Origin of the sequence: Caulobacter segnis (assembly GCF_003243465.1) — a bacterium.
In the GTDB taxonomy this organism is placed as follows: domain Bacteria; phylum Pseudomonadota; class Alphaproteobacteria; order Caulobacterales; family Caulobacteraceae; genus Caulobacter; species Caulobacter segnis_A.
In genome coordinates, this window is record NZ_QFQZ01000003.1 from 21,340 (window position 1) to 40,697 (window position 19,358).

Below are 19,358 nucleotides of genomic sequence, written 5' to 3' on the forward strand. Positions count from 1 at the left end.
TGTTCCTCAGGCGAGTGGGGCGCGCGCGAGCACGCGTTGGGCCGACCGGATCACCGGGGCCTCGATCAGTTTTCCATCAAGCAGGGCGGCCGCGCCGCCGGCGGCGTCGAAGGCCTCCAGCACGCGCCGGGCCTGGGCGATCTCGGCCTCGGTGGGCGAGAAGACCTGATTGACCGTCGCGACCTGCGAGGGGTGGATGCAGGCGCGTCCGCTGAAGCCCAGCGCCTTGACCCGGCGCGTGCCAGCGTCCAGCCCGGCCTCGTCCTTCACGTCGATGTGGGGCACCTCGAGCAACTCGATCCCGGCGTTGGCGCAGGCCGCCGCCAGCGTCGAGCGCGCCAGGAACAGCGGTTCCCAATCCAGCGTCACGCCGAGGTCGGCGGAGTAGTCAGCGCCGCCGAACAGCACCCCCTGGACGCCCGGCGCGGCGGCGATGTCCCAGGCGGCCCTGAGCGCGCCGGCGCTCTCGACGATGGGCCACAGCGGCGGCGCCGCGTCGCCGAGCACGGACCGCACGATTCGGATCTCTTCGGCGTGCCCGGTCTTAGGCAGCATCAGCAGGGCGGGGCGAGCCTCGCTTTCGGCCAGGGCCACGAGGTCGCGCAAGCCCTCGACGGTCCCCAGGCCATTGATGCGCACGCCCACGGCGGCGCTGGGCGGTTGCGCCGCCAGCCAGTCCAGCGTCGCGGCGCGGGCGGCGGCTTTCTGGTCCGGTGGAACCGCGTCTTCCAGATCGATGCAGACCCTGTCCGCGCCGGCGGCCATCGCCTTGTCGAAGCGCTCGGGGCGCGCGCCGGGGACGAACAGGAGTGAACGGATGGACATGACGCCTCTCAAATGTCCGGACATTTATGGCGAGGCGTTAGTCGCGCTGTCAACGGCCGAGCGCGATTGAGGTGCGGCGACCGCTTCCGCGATCGCGAAATGTTTCGCTTCGTTCGCAGGGCGGGCGGCGGTGAAACGCCCGGGGCGCGACGCCTCCGGAACGATCAGTCTCGAACCCGTTGGAGCGCGCCGCCGTAAAGCCTCTCGACGAAGGCGACGTGAGACGCTCTAAATGTCCGTACATTTAGCCTTGCTAGGAGAAGATCATGGCGGCCCGGATCATCGCCCTTTTCAACCTCAAGCCCGGAGTCTCCGTCGCCGACTACGAGGCCTGGGCCAAGGCCAAGGACCTGCCGACGGTCAACGGACTGGGCTCCGTCGCGAACTTCGAGGTCTTCCGCAGCGCCGGCCTGCTGATGGGCGAGGGCAAGCCGCCCTATGAGTATGTCGAGATCATCGACGTCGCCGACATGGACAAGTTCGGCGCCGATGTCTCGACGCCGGGCATGCAGGCGATCGCCGCCGAGTTCGGCGCCTTCGCCGACGCGGTCTTCATCATGACCGAAAAGCTGGATTGGACGGCCTGACCATGGGGCGCTTCACGGGCAAGACCGCCGTCATCACCGGCTCAGGCCGCCGCAAGGGCCTCGGCGAAGCGATCGCGCGACGCCTGGCCGAGGAGGGCGCGTCGATCGTCATCTCCGACATCGGCCGCTCGACCGACCGGGCCACGCCGGGCGCGATGATCGGCGCGACCGACGAGATGGAGGCGATCGCACAGGACCTGCGGGCCCTGGGCGTGAAGGTCAGCACCAAGGCCTGCGACGTTCGGAGATGGGACGAGGTCAAGGCGCTGGCCGACCATGCGGTCGCCGAGCACGGCTCTCTGGACATCTGGATCAACAACGCCGGCATCGGCTACATCATGAAGCCGCTGCTGGAGGTCTCGCCCGACGACTGGGAAGCGGTGATCGGGGTCAACCTCACCGGCGCTTTCTTCGGCCTGAAGGCGGCGGCCGAGACTATGGTCGCCCAGGGACGCGGCGGCCGGATCATCAATATCGCCAGCCAGGCGGCGAAGTCGGGCTTCCCGCACGCCCAGGCCTATACCTCGTCCAAGCACGGCCTGGTCGGCTTGGCCCGCTCCGCGGCGATCGAGCTGGGGTCCCAGGGGATCACCGTCAACAATGTCTGCCCCAATCACGTGACGACCGGCCTGGGCGCCTGGCAGAACGAGTACTTCTCGAAAGTGCTGGGTCTGTCGCTGGAGCAGTATCTCGCCCAGATGGCGGCCCGCATTCCAATGGGCCGGCCGGGGCTTCCGGAGGACACCGCCAACGCGGTGGCGTTCCTCTGCTCGGACGAGGCCGCCTACATCACGGCCGAAAGCCTGAATGTGTCGGGGGGCGAGGAGCCGCACTAGGCCGGGTTCGGCGAGGCGACGCCTGCTTTTGGCGCCCTTCGGAACAACGACAACGCCGGGCGGTTGCTCACCCGGCGCGTCTCATGCGCGCCCTTGTCCGCATGAGAAGGAAGTCGATGATGATCGAAGACATTCGCCCCTTGGCCGTCGTCACCGGGGCTTCGTCGGGGATCGGCTACGAACTGGCGCGGCTGGCCGCGGAAGACGGCTATGACCTGATCATCGCCGCCGACGAGCGCGCGATCTTCGAGGCCAAGGCGGCGCTGGAGCAGCACGGCGTCATGGTCGAGGCGCTGGAGGTCGACCTGTCGACCACCGAGGGCGTCGACCGCCTGGTCGGCGTGATCGGCGGGCGACCGGTGGACGCACTGATGGCCAACGCGGGCCGGGGTCTTGGGCGCGGCTTCCTTGATCAGGATTGGGCTGACGTGCGGTTCGTGATCGATACGAACGTCACCGGAACGGTATACCTGATCCAGCAGGTCGTGCGGGAAATGCGCGAGCAGGACCGCGGGCGGGTGCTGATCACCGGTTCGATCGCCGGCCTGATGCCGGGCTCCTTCCAGGCGGTCTACAATGGCACCAAGGCCTTCCTGGACAGCTTCGCCTGGGCCTTGCGAAACGAGCTCAAGGACACCGGCGTCACCGTAAGCTGCCTGATGCCCGGACCGACCGACACCGAATTCTTCGAGCGCGCCGACATGATGGACACAAAGGTCGGGACCGATCCGAAGAAGGCCGACCCGGCCGACGTGGCCAAGACCGGCTACCACGCGATGCAGAAGGGCGAGGGCGACGTCGTCGCCGGCTTCAAGAACAAGCTCCAGGCCGCCATGGCCGCCGTGACGCCGGAGAGCGTTCTGGCCGAACAGCATCGCAAGATGGCCGAGCCCGGCACGGCCAAGACGGACACGCAGACCTATCAGAAGCCGCTGGGCTAAGGTGGTGGGCCGCGGTGGGCGGTGGTTCGCCGCACCGCGTCTTTCCTGGCCAAACCCTTAGAAGCGGCGGTCCGCCTCGTCCTGGGTGTCATCGCCCATCTGCAGCGGACCCGCGTCGTTGCGGCCGATCTCCTCCAGGTCAGCCTCGTCCGCCGCCACGAACGAGCGGGGCTCCGGCGACAGGGTGGCCGCGCCTCTCGAGTAGCGCTCGTATTCCTCGGCGAAGCGGAGCGTCAGGAACGCCTGGTCCGGCGCCTTTTCCTTCAGTTCCAGGAACCAGGTCCCTTCTTCCTCATAGATGTGATGCAGCACCGCGCCGCGGATGTGCTCCAGCTTGTCGAACCAGGCCTGATCTTCCGGGGCGATGCGTTCCAGCTCGGCCATCTGCATCTTGGCGGTGGTCTGCTCGGTATAAGCCATTCCGGCGTGACCCTTCTCGCCACTCTTGGCGAGGGCGGGGTAGAGGACCACCTCCTCGGCCAGGGAATGGCCGTTTAGCACGGTCGCCAGCGTCTTGAACGCGGCCAGGCGATCGGCCGAATCTGTCGCCGTACGGGCGGTCGCGAAGGCGGCGCGGATCTGGTCGTGATGATCCAGCGCCATGGACAGCCAGTCCCCTTGGGCAGCGGCCGCTCGGGCCTTGGCCGTGGCTTCGGCGCGATCTTCTTCTGTCTCGGGCGGTGTGATCGCCCCCAGAACCTTGTCGACGATGGACATGTCTCGCTCCTGCAAACGGCGGTGCAAGGAGAAGCGGCGGGCGGCGCGGCGGTTCCTAGGGCCAGGCTAGATGCGTGTCGCTCGCATCGGGGTCTAGCGGCGCTCCAGCGCCTGCAGAGTTTTCAGCAGGCGCTGGATCTTGCCGTGGGTCCGCCGCGCCGCGTCCAGACGCTCCTTGGAGCGGTCCGCCGCTTCCGGGACGATGAAGCCGCCCCGCCCGCGTCGCACAACCAGCCCGGCCGCTTCGAGCGCTACGAACCGCCGCCTTACGGTTTCATAGGGCTGTCCAAGCGATTGGGCGATCTGCCTGACCGAGACCGGGCGGCGATCGCGGTCCGGCGGCGGGTTGTCCAGGGTCGCGAACCGGTCGGCCGGCAAATGTGCGCAGTTTCCCGAGCTCAGGGCCGCCAGCACCAAGGCCGCCAGCAGGTCGCCGTCGTGCGACGCAGCCCCCTCGACAAGCTGGTCGAGCAGAAAATCAGCACCCGCGCGGGTGGCGATTCCCGCGTGCGGCTGAAGGTCGGCCGTTGTCGACGAAGACGATAGAGCGCTGTCTAAGGCAAAGCTTGTCATGTCCTTGCTGAAAGCCGTCGGCGCGACAATGACCATATGGCAGGATGTCGCAGTGCGCCGCGGCGATCCGCAACCTGGCATTGAAGGCGACCCGCGCAGCGGGCCGCCTTCAACGGGCTACATGGGAGACACGCCGCCAGGGCTGGTCTGGAAGTCGAAGGCCGGTTCGCGCGCACGGCGCGGGTTGGCGGGGCCCTGACCACCGAAGCCATAGGTTATGCCGATAAATACGGCGCGGAGGTCCAGGTCCATCGCCCGGCGCTCCTTCAGGGCGGCCGTCTGGATGACCAGCTTGTCGCCGAAGGTCTTCAGCGAGTCCTGCACGGTGATCACCCCCGACAGGCGGTCGTTGAACTTGTGGCGGTAGCCCAGGTTCAGCATGCCGGTCGGCTCGCGATAGCCCTGCGGCGTCAGGCGCTTGCCGATGGCGAAGCCGCTGATCTGCAGGAAGTCCTTGGGCGTGGCCTGGACGTTGAGGGCGGCGTAGCCGGAGACGGTCCAGGTCGAGCGGCTGTCGGGGAAGCCGAGGTCGGTGGCGCCGATCTCGTTCCAGGCCGCATTGCCGCTGATCGTGTACGAGATCTTGGGCGTCAGGCGGGCGTTGGCGACCAGTTCCAGGCCGCCGCTGCGGCTCTTGGCGAGGTTGGCCTTGGTGGTCAGCAGGGCGCCGCCGGGCAGCTCGCGCACCACATCCGTGACCCCGTCCCGGGCCTCGCGCCAATAGAGCGTGCCCAGATAGTAGTTGTAGCCCTTGCGCAGCTGGTAGGCGACCTCGAAGGAGTCCGTCACCTGCGGCTTCAGGCGCGGGTCGCCCTGGCGGTAGTTATAGGGGTCCTGATAGATCCGGTACGGGTTCAGGTCCTGCGCCGTCGGGCGTTGGATGCGGCGGCTGTAGCTGGCGTTGACCTGGCGCGTGTCATCGACCTTGTACTGCACGTGCAGCGACGGATAGGCGCGCAGATAGTCGTAGGAGTCTTTCAGGCTTGAGGTGACCTGGTTGGTGTCGATCTGGACCTCTTCCAGGCGCAGGCCCGGCATCACGGTCCAGTCGCCCATAGAACGACTGTAGGTAGCGTAGAGCGCGTTGACCGCCTGCTTGTACTTGAACTGATTGGTCAGCGACGGATCGGTGGTCAGGGATCCGCCCAGTGGCCCCCGAGCCCCGAAGTTGTCGTAGTCGTTGTCGTCGACCTGCAGCTCGTAGCCGGCGACCAGCTTGGCGCCGTCGGGCAGGGGGCGCTTGTACTCCGCCTTCAGGCGCGTCTGGACCAACTCGTCGCCGATGCGGACGCGCTCGGCGTAGTTCGAGACGACCGGCAGTTGGTTGAAACCGTCCGACACGCTGGTCTGGCGGTCGCGGGTGCGCTCCAGGCTGGCGTGGACGGTGAGTTCGTGATCGTCGCCGGACAGCTTGCGGCGCAGGTCGCCCGAGAGGGCGGCCACCGAGCGCTTCATCTCGCCGTCGCCGCGCCGCTGATAGCGGACGCTGGGCGCGCCACTCGGCGTGCGGCCGTCATAGTCCGAGCCGGACTTCGACTTGTAGCTCATGTCGTTGTAGCGGGCCTCGGCGCTGAGGCGCGTCTTCTTGTCGAGGTCGTAGTCGACGCCGGCGCGGGCGTTGTGCGACTGCCCGCGGCTGATGAAGCCGACCTTCTGGTGGCTGGGCGAGTATTTGCCGGTCGCGGCGTCCAGGCGCTCGCGATCGTCCACGATCTGCCCCTTGGCCTTGTCGCGCCGCCAGCCGCCGTCGGCCGACAGCGTCAGGGCCTTGGTGTTGCGGGCCAGGCTGATGCTGGCGTTCTTGCGGCCTTCGGTGCCGACATTGGCGCGCACCGAGCCGGTCGTTCCCACCCCGCGCTGCTGCTTGGTGATCAGGTTGATGATGCCGGCCGAGCCTTCGGGGCTGAAGGCGGCCGACGGATTGGTCATCACCTCGACGCGCTCGAACTGGCTGGCGGGGATCTGCTGCAGGACCTGACCGCGGTTCTCGCCCTTGAACATGCCCGACGGCTTGCCGTCGATCATGATGGTGACGTTGGCGTCGCCACGAAGGCTGACATTGCCCTGCACGTCGACCTGGACCGACGGCACGTTGCGTAGCACGTCGGCGACCGATCCGGTCGTGGCCTGTATGTCCTTGCCCAGGCTGTAGCTGCGGCGATCGATCGAGGTCTTGATGTCCTGGCTGGACGGGGCGGTGATCGTCACGCCCTGCACCTGGTTCGACGGCTCCTTCTTCGCCGGCGGCGGGGAGGCGGTCGTCGTCTGGGCGTAGGCGTTGGCGCTGAACGCGACCAGGCCCGTGGCGGCCATCAGGGCGGCGCGGCGGGTCGTAAAGGTCATGGGAGGTCTCCTCTGTTGCGAGGAACCTGCCAGGACGACTCAAAGCGTTGCAGTGTCTGGGGTCACGCCGTCGGGGTGACGTTTGTCATGTCCCGCTCAGCGCGACGGCGCGAGCGCGTCCACCGTCTGCGGATCGGCTGAGTCAGCCGCGCTGAACACCAAGGTGCGGGTGACGCCCAACCGGCGAACATTCACCTGGTTGACCTGGTCGCCATAGATGTCCGCGAACAGCGGCGCGCGCACGGTGATCGCGGCTGGGACGTCGGCCGGCGAAGCCTGACCGACATATTCGAGCCGGATCTCGTCCGCGCCCAAGGTCATGTCCTTCAGCGTGAGCGCGACGCGTTGGCCGGCGACCGAGACGCTGAAGCGATCGGCCATGTAGCCCTTCAGCGCGTCGACCGCTTCTGGATCGTCGAAACTGGCCTGGGCGCCAGGCGCGATCATCGCCAAGGCCGGCTCGGCGTCATGCGCCGGAATGCGGTGACTGACGCTCACCGCCCCGGTCTTGGCGTCGAGCTCCACGACGCTGAGAGCGCCGTGGCCGCGATGCGCGGCCGCCGGAAGCGGGGCGAGGGCGAGCCCCGCCGCCGCCATCAGTACGACCGCGCGCCGCATCACTTGGAGCTGTCGTCCTTCTTGCTGTCCGCGTTGGGCAGCGTGGCCAGGCTGTCGGGCCCGACCTTCAGGTTGGCGTCCTTCATCCGGTTGGAGCCTTCCGGCGGCTTGACGATCTTGAACGTGGTCGGGACGATCGCGCCTTCATAGACGTTGTTGCCGCGATCGGCGTCCGCCGTTTCCCAAAGCGGGTCGAGCTGGGCGCCTTTCAGCTGCTTGGTCGACACGTACTGCCAGGTGACCTGCTTGGAGTTCTTGCGCCAGATTTCCGCGGGAATGCGGACGGTCTCGGACGAGCCGTCGGCGAAGTCCATCTTCAGGATCACCGGCATCACCAGGCCGCCGATGTTGCGGAAGGTGAAGCGATAGATGTTGTCCTTGAAGTCCTGGGCCGCCAGGTCTTCCGGCGTCAGGTCCTCGCGCGCCGACTTGGCCTTCTTGCGCGCGCTGTCGAACACCGTGAACTCGTCGTTGGCGTTGTAGAAGTCACGCGTCTTGGGATCACGCTCGACGACGGTTTGCGCCTTGTTGTTGGCCGCAGTGCGCGACTCCGGCTCTTTCTCGTTCTGAGCCTTGCGGTTCGCGGCCTCGACGTCGGGATCGCCGCTGTCGATGCGACCCTGAACAATCTTGTCCAGCGCGATGTCGACGTGGTCGGTCGAGTAGAACCAGCCGCGCCAGAACCAGTCGAGGTCGACGCCCGACGACTCTTCCATCGTGCGGAAGAAGTCATACGGGGTGGGGTGCTTGAACCGCCAACGGTTCGCGTACTCCTTGAAGGCGCGATCGAAGAGTTCGCGGCCCATCACCGTCTCACGCAGGATGACCAGCGCCGTCGCGGGCTTGGAGTAGCCGTTCGGACCAAACTGGATCACCGAGTCGGACTGGGTCATCAGCGGCACCTGGTCCTGGCTGACCATGTACTCGACGATGTCCTTGGGCTCGCCGCGACGCGCCGGGAACTTCTTGTCCCACTGCACCTCGGCCTGGAACTCGAGGAAGCTGTTCAGGCCTTCGTCCATCCAGGTCCACTGACGCTCGTCGGAATTGACGATCATCGGGAAGTAGTTGTGGCCCACCTCGTGGATCACGACGCCGATCAAGCCGTACTTGGCGCGCTCGGTATAGGTGAGGGCGCCGGTCTTCTTGTCCTTCACCGGCCGCGGGCCGTTGAAGGAGATCATCGGATATTCCATGCCGCCGACCGGGCCGTTGACCGACTGCGCCACCGGATACGGGTAGGCGAAGGTGAAGTCCGAATAGACCTTCAGCGTGTGGGCGATCGACTTCGTCGAATAGGCGTCCCACAGCGGGCGGGCTTCCTTGGGGAAGAAGGACATGGCCATCACGACCGGGTGCTCGGCCTTGGCGTCCTCCTGCTTCACGCCCAGGGCGTCCCAGACGAACTTGCGCGAGCTGGCCCAGCCGAAGTCGCGGACGTTGCTGGCCTGGAAGATCCAGGTCTTCTCGGTCTTGGCCTTGCCCTTTTCGGCGGCCAGCGCCTCCTCGGGCGTCACGACATAGACCGGTTCGCTGGCGGTGCGGGCCTTGGCCAGGCGGTCGCGCTGGGCCTGCGAGAGCACGGCGGCTGGGTTCTGCAGCACGCCGGTCGCGGACACCACGTGGTCCGAAGGCACCGTCAGGGCGACGCGATAGTCGCCGAACTCCAGCGTGAATTCGCCCGAGCCGAGGAAGGCCTTGTTGTGCCAGCCCTCGTAGTCGGAATAGACGGCCAGGCGCGGGAACCACTGGGCGCCCTCGTAGATGCAGTTGCCGTCCTCGCCCTTGCCGGTGAAGCACTCATAGCCGCTGCGGCCCCCGACGACCTTGTTCTCGACCATGGGCAGAGACCATTCGATCGTGAACTTGGTCTCGCCGCCATTGCCGCGCACGGCCGCCGGCAGGTCGACGCGCAGCAGGGTGTCGACGACGGTGAACTTCAGCGGGCGGCCGGAGGCGTCCTTCACCGAGGTGATCGTGAAGCCGCCTTCCCACTCCTTGAGGCGCTGGATGCGACGCACCTGGCCCAGGCTCATCGCGTCACCCGAGACCGTTTCGGTCATCCGGCTGATCGAGTCGCGCTTGTAGTCCTGGTCCAGCAGCAGCCACAGATAGGGCAGGTTGTCCGGCGAGTTGTTCTTGTAGGTGATCGTCTCCCGGCCGGTCAGCGTCTTGGTGTCTTCGTTCAGGCGCACGGCGACGTCGTAGTCGACCTTCTGCTGCCAGTAGCGATAGCCCGGCGCGCCCGAGGCGTTGCGATAGTCGGTCGGAGTCGGCCAGTCTTCGCCTTCCAGCTGACGGAACTTGTCCTCGATCGGCGCCTTGGTCTGCTTGATGGCGTCGGCGTGAGCGACAGAAGCGGAGAGCGCGGCGGCGATGACGCCGGCCACGGCGTAGCGAATGGAACGCTTGGACAAATTCAGCCCCTCAATTCAGAACCCTGATGAACCCCGGCGACACCTTGGCCATGACGCCAGGAGAAATCATCCCTTTTTTCAGTCCGGCGGCGTTAGAAATTAATCTTGATCCCCGCGCGGACAGTCCTTGGCTCGACGGGGTGGAAGTGAACGTCCTCGATCCCCGTCGCCGGCTCGCCCGGCAGTCTCGAGGCGTAGACGTAGGCGATGTCGTCGCGCTTGCTGTCGGCCAGGTTCAGCACCTCGACCATCAGGCTGGCGCGGCCAAAATCCTGGACGAACAGGGCGTTGACCAGGCTGGTCGGGCGCGATCGTACCGAGTTGTCCTCGATCAGCGGCGCGCCGCCCAGGCGGCGATAGGTGAGCGACACGGTCGAGCCCTTGACCGGCGTCCAGTTGGCGCCGGCGCTGACGACCGAACTGACGGCGTTCGGGATCCGGTCGCCCTCCGGCGGATCGTTCGCGAAGCGGGCGTGCGTGGCGGCGAAGGACCCCGTCAGGCTGAGTCGCGAGGTCGGCCGCCAATCGGCCAGCAGCTCCAGGCCTCGGCGCCGGGTCGCGCCGCTGGCCTCGGTGAAGCCAGCGTCGCCGACATAGACGAGCTCCGACGCCACTCGTAGCGCCCAGGCGGCCGCCGTCAGGGTCAGGTCGCCGTGCTTCCAGCGCATGCCGACTTCCGCGCCGTCGGTCGGCGACAGCAGCGGCGCGCGCTCGGCGGCGTCGCCGGTCACCGGATCGACCTTGATCACCGCCCCACGCGCGTCGTTGGAGTGGAAGCCGCGGCCGGCGTCCGCATAGAGCTCGAAGGTCTTGGAGAGCCGCCAGGCCAGGGCCAGCTTCGGGCTGACCTGCAGGTCGCTGACGGTTCCGGCGTTGCGCGGATCGCCGGCGTCGACGTCGGCGCCCATGGCGTCGGCGCGCAGGCCGACCGTGGCGTCCAGTTTGCCAAAGCGTCGAGAGGCCTCGCCCCACACCGCCGTCGACCATTCCGTCAGCGCGTCGTGCCGGACGGTCGCGCGCCGGAGGCGGGCGGTGGTGCGGTAGAGGCCGACCTTGCCGATGTCGTCCACGCGGGCCGAGACGCCCGTGCGGGCGCTCCAGCCCTCGCCCAGGCTCCAGCGTTTGGTCAGCGCGCCGCCATAGACCCAGCGGCGGTCGACCTGCTCGAACTGGTCGCCATTGACCGGATCATCGAGGAAGTAGGTGAAGTTGGAATAGAGATCGAGCGTGTAACGCTGGACATAGACCACGGCGTCCAGGCCGCGCAGCAGGTCGCGGCGGCGGGCGGACAGCATGTAGCGCGAGGTGTTCCCGCCGTCGGTCGTATCGACGGCGTCCAGGCGATCCAGCAGGCCAGCCTCGACCACGCGGCGGGGGATCTGGTCGGTCGCGTTCCACTTGGCGTCATAGGCGAGGGCGGTGATCGACCAACCGCCGGCGAGCGCGCGGCCCAGCAGGTTGATCTTCCGCAGGTCCTCCGGATTCGTCCACGCGCCGCGCGCGCTGGAGAGGTCGGCGGCGATCAGCACATTGTCGGTCAGCGCCTTGGAGCCGACCGCGCGATAATAGTCGTTCCGCCCCGCCCAAGCCTGCAGGCCGTCGCCGTGCAGGTGGTCGGCGGTCTCGAAGGCGACCGCGCCGGCCGTGGCGAAGTCGCCGTTCTCGGCCGAGTAGGGGCCCTTCTTGAAGCCGATGTCGTGGACGAACTCCGGCGTTAGCAGGTTCAGGTCCAGATAGCCCTGGCCATGACCGTGCGAGGGCAGGTTCAGCGGCACGCCGTCCAGAGAGGCGGCCAGGTCCGTGCCGTGATCGAGGTTGAAGCCGCGCAGGAAATACTGGTTGGCCTTGCCCGCGCCCGAGTGCTGGGTCGCCGCCAGGCCGGGAACGGCCTCGATCAACTCGCCTGGGCGCAATAGCGGTCGGACGGCGAAATCGGCGTAGGAAACGCGGCCCTCGCTGGCCGAGGTCGCGCGGCCAAGATCGTTGGCGCGGCGTCCCCACACCGAGATCGCCTCGACCTCCTGGGCCTGAACGATCGCTGGAAGAGCGGTGGCCAGCAACAGGGCCGGGAGGGAAACTGAACGCGCCATGGCCGGCTGTTAGCGGCGGGCGCCGGCTGGAGCAAGGCCGGCCTTGTCACGCCGCCTTCAGCAGGCCGTCGAAATACTCGATGGTCTTCATCAGCCCGACCTTCAGCGGCGCGGTCGGTGTCCAGTCGAGATGCTGCTTGGCGAGCGTGATGTCAGGCTGACGCTGGCGTGGGTCGTCAGAGGGCAGGGGGCGGTGCACGATCTGGGAAGCGCTGCCCGTCAGTTCCAGCACCAGCTCAGCCAGCTGCTTCATCGTGAACTCGACCGGATTGCCCAGGTTGATCGGGCCGGTCACGTCGTCGCCGGTGTTCATCAGCCGGATCAGGCCGTCGACCAAATCGTCGACATAGCAGAACGAGCGCGTCTGGGTTCCGTCGCCATAGAGGGTGATGTCCTCGCCCTTCAGCGCCTGGACGATGAAGTTCGACACCACGCGGCCGTCATTGGGGTGCATGCGCGGGCCATAGGTGTTGAAGATCCGCGCCACCTTGATGCGCAGCTTGTGCTGGCGCCAGTAGTCGAAGAACAAGGTCTCGGCGCAGCGCTTGCCTTCGTCGTAGCAGGAGCGGATGCCGATCGGATTGACGTTGCCCCAGTAGCTCTCGACCTGGGGGTGGATGCTCGGGTCGCCGTAAACTTCCGAGGTCGAGGCCTGCAGGATCTTGGCCTTCACCCGCTTGGCCAGGCCCAGCATGTTGATGGCCCCGTGGACGCTGGTCTTGGTCGTCTGCACGGGGTCGAACTGGTAGTGCACCGGGCTGGCCGGACAGGCCAGATTATAGATCTGGTCGACCTCGACATAGAGCGGCATGGTCACATCGTGTCGCAGCAGCTCGAAGCGCGGATTGGACAGGTTCTGCGCCACGTTCAGGCGCGAGCCGGTGTAGTAGTTGTCGACGCAGAGCACCTCGGCGCCGCTTTCGAGCAGCCGGTCGCAAAGATGCGATCCCACGAAGCCCGCGCCGCCCGTCACGAGAATTCTCTGCGTATGCATCGCGCGATCTGGCTCCCCGGGACTCAACCTCGACTCCGGTTGTAACGCGTCGCCAGTCGCGTCTCCAAGGTCGGGTTTCGCGTGAGGCTGCGACAAGGTGACGTTTGTCATGTCGCTCCGGTGACGGGCGGCACTGATGCGCCAGGGCGGGCGGGAGCATGTTGGCTTCGACATCGAGGGGAGCCAACCATGTCAGCAAACCTATCCGAAACGCCCGTGGGCCTGCTGAGCCAGGTCACCAAGCAACGCGGCGCGGCCCGGGCCCTGGATGGCCTGGACCTGATCATCCGTCCGGGTCAGTGCGTGGCCCTACTGGGCCCCAACGGCGCGGGCAAGAGCACCAGCGTCGCTCTGCTGACCGGTCGTCTGCGACCCGACACCGGCCAGGTTCGGCTGTTCGGGGGCGATCCCAGGGACCTCGCCACCCGCGGTCGCATGGGCGTCATGCTTCAGGAGACCGGCCTGCCCGCGACCCTGACCGTGCGCGAGCAGGTGGACCTGTTCCGTGGCTATTACCGCCAGCCTCGGCCGCTGGAAGAGGCCCTGCGACTGGCGGGCCTCGAAGGGCTTGAGAACCGCCGGTGCGGAGCGCTCTCGGGCGGTCAGCAGCGTCGGGTCCAGTTCGCCATCGCCATCGCCGGGCGTCCGGACTTTCTGGTGCTGGACGAGCCGACGACCGGCATGGACATCGACGCCCGCCGGGCCCTGTGGTCGGCAGTTCGCGCCGAGATCGCCCGCGGCGCCTCGGTGCTGCTGACGACCCATCACCTGGACGAGGCCGAGGCCTTGGCCGACCGGATCGTCGTCATCGACCATGGCCGCGTCATCGCCGACGGCACGCCCGAGGCGATCAAGAGCCAGGTGTCGGCGGTGGCGATCCGCTGCCGCACGCGCCTGACCGATGCGGAGCTCGCCAGTCTCGCCCGCGTGACCAGCGTCAGCCGCGACGGCGGGCGGGTCACCCTGCTGACCACCTCCGCCCCCGCCACCCTGCGCGAGCTCCTGGCTCGCGACGAAACCATCGATGACCTGGCCGTCGCCGGCGCTTCGCTGGAAGACGCCGTCACCCGTCTCGTCCAAGCCGGTTCGCCGGCGCAACGTCAAACCGAGGTCGCCTGAGATGTCCGCCCTGCACACCCTGGCCGTCTATGGCCGTGAAGCCCGCGCCCAGATCGTTTCGACGGTGCGGACACCCCAATTCGTCGTGCCCAGCGTTGTCCTGCCGATGCTTTTCTATGGCGTCATGGGCTTGGGGCTCAGCAAGGGGCGCGAGGACGTCGCGCACTTCATGCTGGCCAACTATGTGATCTTCGCCGCCATCGCGCCGGCCATGTTCGGCTTCGGCGCCGGGGTCGCGGCCGAACGCGAAGCCAAGTTGATCGAGCTGAAGCAGATCGCGCCTCTGCCCGCCGGAGGATATCTGGCTGCGCGTCTCGCCGCGGCGCTGACCTTGATCGCCGCCTCGGTCGCCCTGCTGGGCGGTCTGGCCTGGTTTGGCGGCGTGCGGATGGACGCCTGGCGCTGGGCGGCGACCCTGGGGCTGGGATTGGTCTCGACCATACCCTTCGCCATGATCGGCCTGAACATCGGGTTGCGGATGGGCTCCCAGGGCGCGACGGCGCTGGCCAACCTCGTGTTCCTCGCGCTGTCGCTGTTCGGCGGTCTCTGGATCCCGCTCAGCGCCATGCCCAGCTGGTTCGGCGACATCGCCAAGGCCATGCCCTCGTATCACCTTGGCCAACTGTCCCAGATGCTGTCGGGGACGCAGCCGGTGGCCCAAGTCGAGCAGCACGTTTCCTTCCTGGTCGCCGTGACCCTGGCCGCGGTGTTCGGGGCTTGGGCGGCCTGGCGTCGTCAGGCGGCTTGACCGTGAGCTTCTGGGCGCGCGACACCGGGCGGATGAGCCAGGAACCCACCCCCTCGCCGACGGGCGCCGCGCGGCGCCCGGCCCAGGCGCCGGCCTCGCCGCTGCGCGGCTGGGAGCGGCGCTGGCACCTTGTCTGGCTGATCTACGTTCCGTTCTACTTCATCAGCTGGCTCTACCGGAAGCCAGGCTTGGTCGAGGTGATCGCCTCGTTCGCCGGGGCGGCCGCCTTTCTGACCCTGTTCGTGATGATCTGGCGGCGACGGGGACGCCCTGAGCTCTGGCAGGTGGTGGCGATCTTCTCCATCGGCCTGGCCTTGTCCCCCTTCAACGTCGGCTGGAGCGTCTACACCATCTACGGCATGTCCTTCGCCGCCCGGATGACGCCCCGGCGAACGGCGATCCGGACGATGATCGCGCTGGAGGTCGTGCTGCTCGCCCTTGGTCCCTTGATGCAGGCCCACGGCCTGTCGGCCTGGCTGTCGGGGCTGCTGTTCGGCGCGATCGTCGGCTTCGCCGGCCTGATGCAGAGCGACATGGAGCGCAAGAACCAGGAGCTCGCCGTCGCTCACGAGGAAGTCCGCGCCCTTGCGACCACCGCCGAGCGCGAGCGTATCTCCCGGGACCTGCACGATCTCCTGGGCCACACCCTGACTCTGGTCGCGGTGAAGGCCGAGCTGGCCGCCCGCCTGGTCGGTCGCGACCCCGAGGCGGCCGAGCGCGAGATGCAGGCCGTCGCGGCGACCGCCCGCGAGGCCCTGAGCGAGGTGCGGACCGCCGTGGTCGGCATGCGCGGCGCTTCGCTGGCCTTCGAACTGGACAAGGCGCGCCAAGCTCTGGCCGCCGCCGGGGTCAAGGCCGAGATCGCCGCCCTGACCACGGACGGCCATCCGGCTCAGGAAGCGGTGCTGGCCATGGCGCTGCGCGAGGCGGTCACCAATGTAATCCGCCACGCCGGCGCCACCCGGTGCGACATCCGACTGGAGCCGACGGCGTCCTCCCTGGTCCTGACCGTCGCCGACGACGGGGCGGGCGGGCGGCTGGCGGAAGGTTCGGGCCTCAAGGGCATGCGGGCCCGCCTGGCCGCCATCGGTGGCGGCCTCAAGATCAAATCCGACAAGCAAGGCACCCGGCTTGTGGCCACCGCCCCCTTGGAGACCGCGCCATGATCCGCGTCGTGATCGCCGAAGACCAGAAGATGGTGCTGGGCGCCCTGAGCGCCTTGCTGGAGATGGAGGGGGACATTCAGGTGGTCGGCCGCGCCGCCGACGGCGGGCAGGCGATGACATTGGTCCAGGCCGAGAAGCCGGACGTGCTGATCTCGGACATCGAGATGCCGGGTCTGACGGGGATCGACGTCGCCGCGCGGCTGAAGTCCGAAGGTGCGTCGACCCGCGTCCTGATCGTCACCACCTTTGGTCGCCCAGGCTATCTGCGCCGCGCGCTCGACGCCGGGGTCAAGGGCTATCTCCTGAAGGATGGTCCCAGCAGCGTCCTGGCCGCCGCCGTCCGGACCGTGGCGGCCGGGGGGCGCGCCATCGCGCCGGAACTCTCGGAAGCCATCTGGGACGCCGAGCCCGATCCGCTGAGCGACCGCGAGCGCGAAATCCTGCGCCTGGCCGAGGAGGGACGCTCGAACAAGGACATCGCCGAGGTGCTGGACCTGTCGCCGGGTACGGTCCGCAACTACCTCTCCGAAGCCGCCCAGAAGTTGGGGGCGGCCAACCGCGTCGAGGCGGGGCGGATCGCGCGGTCTAACGGCTGGCTCTAGCCGCGGCCCCAGAGGCGCTCCCACTTCCAGCCGGTCAGGTCCTCGACGATCTGCTTGGACTCGGGCGTCTCGGCTTCGGTCGCGCCGGCGCGCAGGCGTTCGACCTCGTGGACCAGGACAGCGTGGGTGCGGGCGTTCAGGCGGAAGCGCCAGGAGATGATCATGCCGGCGATCATCACCAATAGCGGTCCGCCGACCATGACGAGCACCAATGCATTGAGGGCCTCTGGCGTCTGTTGCGCCAGCGGCTGGCCCTTGGGCGCCGAGACGAAGCCGCCCAGGCCGATCAGGCTGGTGGTCAGCAAGATCGCGCCGGATTGGGCGACCTTGCGGGTCAGGGTCATGACGCCGGCGAAGATGCCTTCGCGGCGCTGGCCGGTGACCGCCTCGTCGACGTCGGGCAGGTAGTTGTAGACGCCCCAAGGCACGAAGTTCAGCGTGCCTCGGCCCAGGCCCGCCAGGATGATCGGCACGAATAGCCAGAAAAGAACGCTGGCCGGCGCCCCACCGCCGAAGATGTTGCCGTTTAATCCGGCGACGCCCTCGGCGAAACCATTGGGGCGGATCAGGTAGAAGGCCAGGAAAAGCAGCAGGGCCGCTCCGACGCTCGTGATGGCCATGCGGTAGGCGATGACAGGGCCGGTGCGGATGATGACGCGGATGGCGATCATCACCGAGATCAGTTGGGCCACGTACATGGTCGTCATCAGCTGAGAGATGATCAGGGTCGAGCCGACCATCACCGTCGCCACGAACAGCGGGAAGGCGGTGTTGAAGATGTCCTGGCTGATATAGCCGCCCAGATACAGCGACAGGTGCTGGCGGAAGGCCTTGATCTTCAGGGTCGAGAACAGGTCGCGGAACATGTTGACCGGGATCATCGCCGCCTTGCCCCAATCCATCGGCTCAGGCTGGATCAGCTTCTCGTCCTCGGTGTAGGGGCGCTCCCAGGACAGCAGGATCACCAGGGTCACGACCAGGCTGAACAGGACGCCGAAGATCGCGGCCATGATCAGGAAGGTGTTGGGCGAGTCCTTGCCGCCGAAGTGGTTGATGATCAGGGTCGGCAGGTATGAGGCCAAGATCGCCGAGCTCTGGGCGACCAGCATCCGCGCGCCCGCGAACTTGGCCTTCTCCTTGTAGTCCTTGGTCATCTCCGCGGCGAGGGTCTCCCACGGGATCAGGAACATCGTGTAGACGAACTCGAAGAAGATGAAGGTCGTCAGGTAGTAGGCGAAGGTCTGGCCCGTCACGAAGATCAGGGCGAAGGCCGGCAGCAGCGGGATGGTGAGGATCAGGAAGATCTTTCGCCGCCCGATCTTTCGCCCGATCCAGGTATGGCGAAGGTTGTCGGAAACATAGCCGATCAGCGGGCAGGTGATCGCTTCCAGAAGGCGCGGAAGGCCCAGGATCAGGCCGGTCTCGACCGGCGAGAGGCCGCAGAAGGTGATGAAGAAATAGGCCAGCCAGCCGGTGATCACCGCCTGGGCGCCGGCGCCGAGCATATCGCCCGAGCCCCAGCCCCAGTAGTTGATCCAGGTCGGCTTGCGGACGTCCGGCGTGGCCATTTGCATTTCTTCCCGTTGAGGGGTCTTGCCGCCCCATCGGTCCAGCCGCGAGGGCTGGACCGTAATCGATACAAAGGCTTGTGAGGCCTAGATGAAGGCGCGCTGGAACTCGCCCAGCGCCAGCATGGCCAGGGACTGGCCGTAGGGCATCGAGGTCAGCGGAATGTCCTTGTAGCCCTGGATGGTGTCGAACACCGGCGTGCCGAACGAGACCTGCTGCAGCTCGCCCTTGTCGTCGATATTGGCCAGCACGCCTTTGATGGCGCGGATGGCGACGGCCTCGTAGTCCTTGCCGATGTAGCGCTTACGCACGGCCTTCAGGATGCCGTAGGCGAAGCCGGCCGTGGCCGAGGCTTCCAGGTACGAGGTCTTGTCGTTGATGATCGTATGCCAGAGGCCTGTCTCCTGGTCCTGGAACTGCGTCAGCGCCTTGATCTGGGCCTCCAGCGCGTCGATCAGGAAGGCGCGCAGGCCGTCGCCCGGCTTGAGGTCCAGCAGCTCGATGAACTCGGGGATGGCGATCGTCACCCAGCAGTTCCCGCGCGCCCACAGGGCGTCGGCGAAGTTGTGGCGGCCCAGGAACGTCCAGCCGTGGAACCATAGGCCGGTCTTGCGGTCGGCCAGGTACTTGATGTGGACCATGAACTGGCGCTTGGCCTCCTCGACGAAGTCGGGGCGGTCGAGCAGCAGGCCGATCTTGGCCAGCGGCAGCACGCTCATCATCAGCGTGTCATCCCACAGTTGCTGCGGGTTTTCGCTGTTGAAGACGATGTGCTGGAAGCCGCCTTCCTCGGTGCGCGGGCCCTCGTACATGACGTAGTCGGCCCAGGTCTCGAGATAGGGGATGTAGGTGTGGTCGCCGGTGGCCTCGTAGAGGTAGGCCAGGGTCAGGAACGGCGAGACCGTGTTGATGTTCTTGGTCGGCGTGCCGGCCTCGAAGCGGTCGGCGAACCACTTGACCATGATGTCGAAGGCGCGCTCGTCGCCGTGCATCTCGTACTGCTTCCACAGGCCGTAGAGACCGACGCCGTGGGTCCACTCCCAGTCGTTCCAGCCTTTGGTGTCGATCACCCGGCCGTCGTCGAGGCGCAGCAGGAACTCGCCGGTCTCGTCGGTGATGTCGACCAGGTTGCTGATCAGGGCGGCGATCTTGGCCTTGATGTCCTTGGCGTCCAGGCCATGGGCGAGATTGGGCACGGGTGTCTCCAGGAGTC

General features: G+C 67.2%; 17 protein-coding genes. 7 read left to right on the forward strand and 10 right to left on the reverse strand.

The window, feature by feature from the left end:
- Nucleotides 1-6: 6 nt before the first annotated feature.
- On the reverse strand, nucleotides 7-825 hold the full coding sequence (locus tag DI526_RS01735; RefSeq protein ID WP_304273370.1) for a CoA ester lyase: 819 nt from the start codon (nucleotides 823-825) through the stop codon (nucleotides 7-9).
- 266 nt (nucleotides 826-1,091) lie between these two features.
- Between DI526_RS01735 and DI526_RS01740 the strand changes: the two genes are divergently transcribed.
- The 3 genes from DI526_RS01740 to DI526_RS01750 all read left to right on the forward strand — a co-directional run bounded on the left by DI526_RS01740 (nucleotide 1,092) and on the right by DI526_RS01750 (nucleotide 3,189).
- On the forward strand, nucleotides 1,092-1,412 hold the full coding sequence (locus DI526_RS01740; protein ID WP_304273373.1) for a hypothetical protein: 321 nt from the start codon (nucleotides 1,092-1,094) through the stop codon (nucleotides 1,410-1,412).
- On the forward strand, nucleotides 1,400-2,248 hold the full coding sequence (locus DI526_RS01745) for an SDR family NAD(P)-dependent oxidoreductase (protein WP_304273376.1): 849 nt from the start codon (nucleotides 1,400-1,402) through the stop codon (nucleotides 2,246-2,248). Before DI526_RS01740 ends, DI526_RS01745 begins: the two co-directional genes overlap by 13 nt.
- Before the next feature lie 116 nt (nucleotides 2,249-2,364).
- Nucleotides 2,365-3,189, forward strand: coding sequence for an SDR family oxidoreductase (locus tag DI526_RS01750; protein WP_304273379.1), 825 nt, complete (start codon nucleotides 2,365-2,367; stop codon nucleotides 3,187-3,189).
- Between the two features lie 57 nt (nucleotides 3,190-3,246).
- On the opposite strand, the gene DI526_RS01755 is transcribed toward DI526_RS01750, so the two are convergent.
- From DI526_RS01755 to DI526_RS01785, 7 genes are all read right to left on the reverse strand, one after another.
- Entirely contained in the window at nucleotides 3,247-3,906 is a 660-nt protein-coding gene (locus DI526_RS01755) for a hemerythrin domain-containing protein (protein ID WP_304273382.1), read from the reverse strand.
- A 93-nt stretch (nucleotides 3,907-3,999) separates the two neighbouring features.
- Nucleotides 4,000-4,515 carry a helix-turn-helix domain-containing protein gene (locus tag DI526_RS01760; RefSeq protein WP_304273384.1) on the reverse strand — a complete coding sequence of 172 codons (516 nt, stop codon included), beginning with the start codon at nucleotides 4,513-4,515 and terminating at the stop codon, nucleotides 4,000-4,002.
- An 81-nt stretch (nucleotides 4,516-4,596) separates the two neighbouring features.
- Nucleotides 4,597-6,822 carry a TonB-dependent receptor domain-containing protein gene (locus tag DI526_RS01765; protein WP_304273388.1) on the reverse strand — a complete coding sequence of 742 codons (2,226 nt, stop codon included), beginning with the start codon at nucleotides 6,820-6,822 and terminating at the stop codon, nucleotides 4,597-4,599.
- 96 nt (nucleotides 6,823-6,918) lie between these two features.
- The gene (locus DI526_RS01770; protein ID WP_304273391.1) at nucleotides 6,919-7,440 is read right to left on the reverse strand and encodes a DUF6702 family protein; all 522 of its coding nucleotides are present in this window, start codon (nucleotides 7,438-7,440) and stop codon (nucleotides 6,919-6,921) included.
- A complete protein-coding gene (locus DI526_RS01775) occupies nucleotides 7,440-9,863 on the reverse strand; it encodes a M1 family metallopeptidase (protein ID WP_304273584.1) in 2,424 nt (807 codons plus the stop codon). The genes DI526_RS01770 and DI526_RS01775 overlap by 1 nt, the downstream gene beginning before the upstream one ends.
- A gap of 86 nt (nucleotides 9,864-9,949) precedes the next feature.
- Nucleotides 9,950-11,947 carry a TonB-dependent receptor gene (locus DI526_RS01780; RefSeq protein ID WP_304273393.1) on the reverse strand — a complete coding sequence of 666 codons (1,998 nt, stop codon included), beginning with the start codon at nucleotides 11,945-11,947 and terminating at the stop codon, nucleotides 9,950-9,952.
- A gap of 46 nt (nucleotides 11,948-11,993) precedes the next feature.
- Nucleotides 11,994-12,941 (reverse strand): UDP-glucuronic acid decarboxylase family protein, encoded by a 948-nt coding sequence (locus tag DI526_RS01785; protein WP_304273396.1) that lies wholly within the window; start codon nucleotides 12,939-12,941, stop codon nucleotides 11,994-11,996.
- Between the two features lie 189 nt (nucleotides 12,942-13,130).
- Here DI526_RS01785 and DI526_RS01790 point away from each other — a divergent pair, with 189 nt between their 5' ends.
- The 4 genes from DI526_RS01790 to DI526_RS01805 are packed head-to-tail and all read left to right on the forward strand — an operon-like array spanning nucleotide 13,131 to nucleotide 16,576.
- On the forward strand, nucleotides 13,131-14,060 hold the full coding sequence (locus DI526_RS01790) for an ABC transporter ATP-binding protein (protein ID WP_304273399.1): 930 nt from the start codon (nucleotides 13,131-13,133) through the stop codon (nucleotides 14,058-14,060).
- Nucleotides 14,061-14,070: 10 nt separating this feature from the next.
- Nucleotides 14,071-14,808, forward strand: coding sequence for an ABC transporter permease (locus tag DI526_RS01795; protein WP_304273585.1), 738 nt, complete (start codon nucleotides 14,071-14,073; stop codon nucleotides 14,806-14,808).
- Between the two features lie 2 nt (nucleotides 14,809-14,810).
- Nucleotides 14,811-15,974, forward strand: a complete 1,164-nt coding sequence (locus DI526_RS01800; protein WP_304273400.1) for a sensor histidine kinase — start codon at nucleotides 14,811-14,813, stop codon at nucleotides 15,972-15,974.
- A complete protein-coding gene (locus DI526_RS01805) occupies nucleotides 15,971-16,576 on the forward strand; it encodes a response regulator transcription factor (protein WP_304273403.1) in 606 nt (201 codons plus the stop codon). Before DI526_RS01800 ends, DI526_RS01805 begins: the two co-directional genes overlap by 4 nt.
- Here the strand turns inward: DI526_RS01805 and DI526_RS01810 are convergent.
- Nucleotides 16,573-18,144 (reverse strand): MFS transporter, encoded by a 1,572-nt coding sequence (locus DI526_RS01810; RefSeq protein ID WP_304273406.1) that lies wholly within the window; start codon nucleotides 18,142-18,144, stop codon nucleotides 16,573-16,575. The two genes, DI526_RS01805 and DI526_RS01810, sit on opposite strands and share 4 nt — an antisense overlap.
- Nucleotides 18,145-18,231: 87 nt before the next feature.
- On the reverse strand, nucleotides 18,232-19,341 hold the full coding sequence (locus DI526_RS01815; RefSeq protein ID WP_304273407.1) for a glycoside hydrolase family 105 protein: 1,110 nt from the start codon (nucleotides 19,339-19,341) through the stop codon (nucleotides 18,232-18,234).
- Nucleotides 19,342-19,358: the final 17 nt, after the last annotated feature.